At 41.9% G+C, this 2,634-nt stretch carries 2 protein-coding genes; both read left to right on the plus strand.

Annotation, left to right across the window (positions count from 1 at the left end; genetic code table 11):
• Positions 1 to 199: 199 nt before the first annotated feature.
• Positions 200 to 1,729 (plus strand): IS21 family transposase, encoded by a 1,530-nt coding sequence (gene istA, locus C511_RS18370; RefSeq protein ID WP_051260523.1) that lies wholly within the window; start codon positions 200 to 202, stop codon positions 1,727 to 1,729.
• Positions 1,730 to 1,733: 4 nt separating this feature from the next.
• Positions 1,734 to 2,483 (plus strand): IS21-like element helper ATPase IstB, encoded by a 750-nt coding sequence (istB, locus tag C511_RS0112395; protein ID WP_024997759.1) that lies wholly within the window; start codon positions 1,734 to 1,736, stop codon positions 2,481 to 2,483.
• Positions 2,484 to 2,634: the final 151 nt, after the last annotated feature.

Here is a 2,634-nt window from a genome sequence, read left to right on the forward strand (position 1 = left end):
TGTATATAATAACTTAAAAGTATACCACCCTAATAATTAAAAAGTATACCACTGTCAGTCCGTAGAAGACCGAGCAGTGCGCCCTGATTATTTGAGGCGTAGCCGAGAATATTCAGGGCGCACTGCTCATATTTTTCAGAGCATACTATTTATTTGTTTAACTTGCATCAATTATATATTGATGCAAAAAATGATAACAATGACTGACAGAAATGAAATAATTTCGATGTACGATAAGACCGGCTCGATAAGGGCAACGGCACGTAATCTTGGGCTTAATCGCAAAACGATTACCAAATATGTAAACGAGTATCTGGAAGCTAAATCTTCTTCTGAAAGTGAGTTTGTGGCTTATCTGAAAAGCGAACCGACATACAAGGATGGCAGTAAACGGCAGAAGAAGGTGCTGACCGGCTGTGTGTGTGCAATGATAGACGGCTTTCTGAAGGATAACGATGAGAAACGTGCCCGTGGCGACAAGAAACTATGTATGAAAGCAACGGATATCCACAGCAGGCTTAAGTCTGCAGGATATGATATCAGCTATCCCAGCGTAACCAAATATATTCAAAATAAGAAAAACACTCATGCCCATGAATGTTATATACGCCAGGTTTATTCCCCGGGTATGGATTGTGAGTTCGATTGGGGGGAACTTCATCTGTATATCGGTGGACAGCGTACGAAGCTGTACATTGCCGTATTTACTTTAGCTTATAGCAATTATCGTATGGCATTCCTTTTTTTCAGACAGGATACATTGGCATTCCTTGAGTCACATCAAAAGTGTTTTGATATTTTTAGTGCCGTCCCTCACCGCATGGTATATGACAACATGCGTGTTGCCGTAGGCAGTTTTGTCGGAGGAAAGCAACCTACAGAGGCTTTGTTAAGACTTGAACGGGCCTATGGCTTCAAACACCGCTTCTGTAATGTGCGTTCGGGAAACGAAAAAGGGCATGTGGAGCGATCTGTGGAGTATGTACGCCGCAAGGCGTTCAATTTCAAGAACTCGTTCATGACACTGGAGGAGGCAAACAGATACCTTTATGACGTATGTATGGATTTGAATATGACCTCTTCAAGTCCCTCGACTGCCGATATCATATACAAGTCTGAAGAGGATATGCGCGCGATGCTTCCTCTCAAAGACAGGGTGTGCTGTTTTGAGTCACGCCAGTTAAGTGTGGACAAGTATGGCACAGTCATGGTGTCGGGAGATAAATACTCAGTGCCTGATAATCTGGTGGGAGAAAAGGTGGATGTGCACAACTTCTCTGGCCGGATAGAGGTTTATCATCAACGAAAAAAAGTAGCAGAACATGAGAAGACACCGGTGAACGGATGGAAACTTGACCTGATGCATTATCTGAAAACCTTCGAAACAAAGCCGGGCTCCATAGCGGGTTCCGCAGCTCTCCGTTATGCCGAGCCAGAAATCAGGGAAGTGTTTGATGACCATTTCAGTGATCATCCAGCAGAGTTCATCTCCATACTTAAAGACATAAAAAATGCAGGAATGACACTTGAAGACCTTATTTGCGCACATGACATACTGGAGGCAAATGGAGTGAATCCCGGTATGAAGAATGCTATTAGGACTATGCTTTTCCCTACAGTTACCATAAAAGCTGATGCTGAAAAAGAGAGTGCTGGCTCTGCAGAAATAGAGAGATACGCAATGGATGGGCTACACCGCCTGACTGAGATAATGAATTTTACACACTGATGACATGAACGAAGAATATACACCGAAATGGCTTGCGGCACAGTTAGGTTTAAAGTATGTGGCAACTGAAATAGACAGGGCTATGGAATCGCTTGGCAGGCAGGAAACAACCGCCAGCGAGATGATTGTAGACCTGTTTACTGCAGAATACGAAAGAAGAAAGGCTGAATCACAAAAGAAAAGAATCAAAACAGCAGGATTCTATAATTTGAAATACCTGGATGAAATAGACCGGAATGAGCTGCCGGAGGGCATGAAAAATATATTGCCGGAGCTTGAGACACTGGATTTTATCAGACAACACAGAAATATTGTCTTGTATGGAAATCCGGGAACCGGAAAAACACACGTTGCAACAGCATTGGGTATAAAGGCGTGCATGGAAGGGATGAGTGTCCTGTTCACATCCGTACCGCATCTGATTACACAGATTAAGGAATGCAGGTCTTCCAGAACATTACACGCACTGGAAAACAGATTTAAAAAATACGACCTCGTTATATGTGACGAGTTTGGATACGTATCCTGCGACAAGGAAGCGGGGGAGCTGCTCTTCAACCACCTCTCGCTTAGAGCGGACGGAAAATCAACGATTGTCACAACAAATCTTGCATTTGAAAGATGGAATGAGGTTATAAAGGATAAAATACTTGTTGCTGCACTTATAGACAGAATTACGCAAAAAGCTTATCTGGTAAATATGAACGGGGATTCTTACAGACTGAAGCAGACGAAATTATTAAACAAAAAATAAATGATTTATTATGTGTATAGAAGTTTATCTAAACAGAAAACGGGAAAAGGGAAAATATCCTTTGCCACGTTCCAACATTTTAATATTTTTGCAAGTGGCAGTGGTCCATTTTTTAATTATTATATGGTACCTTTTCTGATTATTATTTACA

It is taken from the genome of Bacteroides graminisolvens DSM 19988 = JCM 15093, from assembly GCF_000428125.1.
Lineage (GTDB): Bacteria > Bacteroidota > Bacteroidia > Bacteroidales > Bacteroidaceae > Bacteroides > Bacteroides graminisolvens.

Excerpts from the sequence above, each read along its gene's own strand:
- istB (WP_024997759.1), top strand. The coding sequence starts at position 1,734 with ATGAACGAAGAATATACACCGAAATGGCTTGCGGCACAGTTAGGTTTA.
- istA (WP_051260523.1), top strand. The coding sequence starts at position 200 with ATGACTGACAGAAATGAAATAATTTCGATGTACGATAAGACCGGCTCG.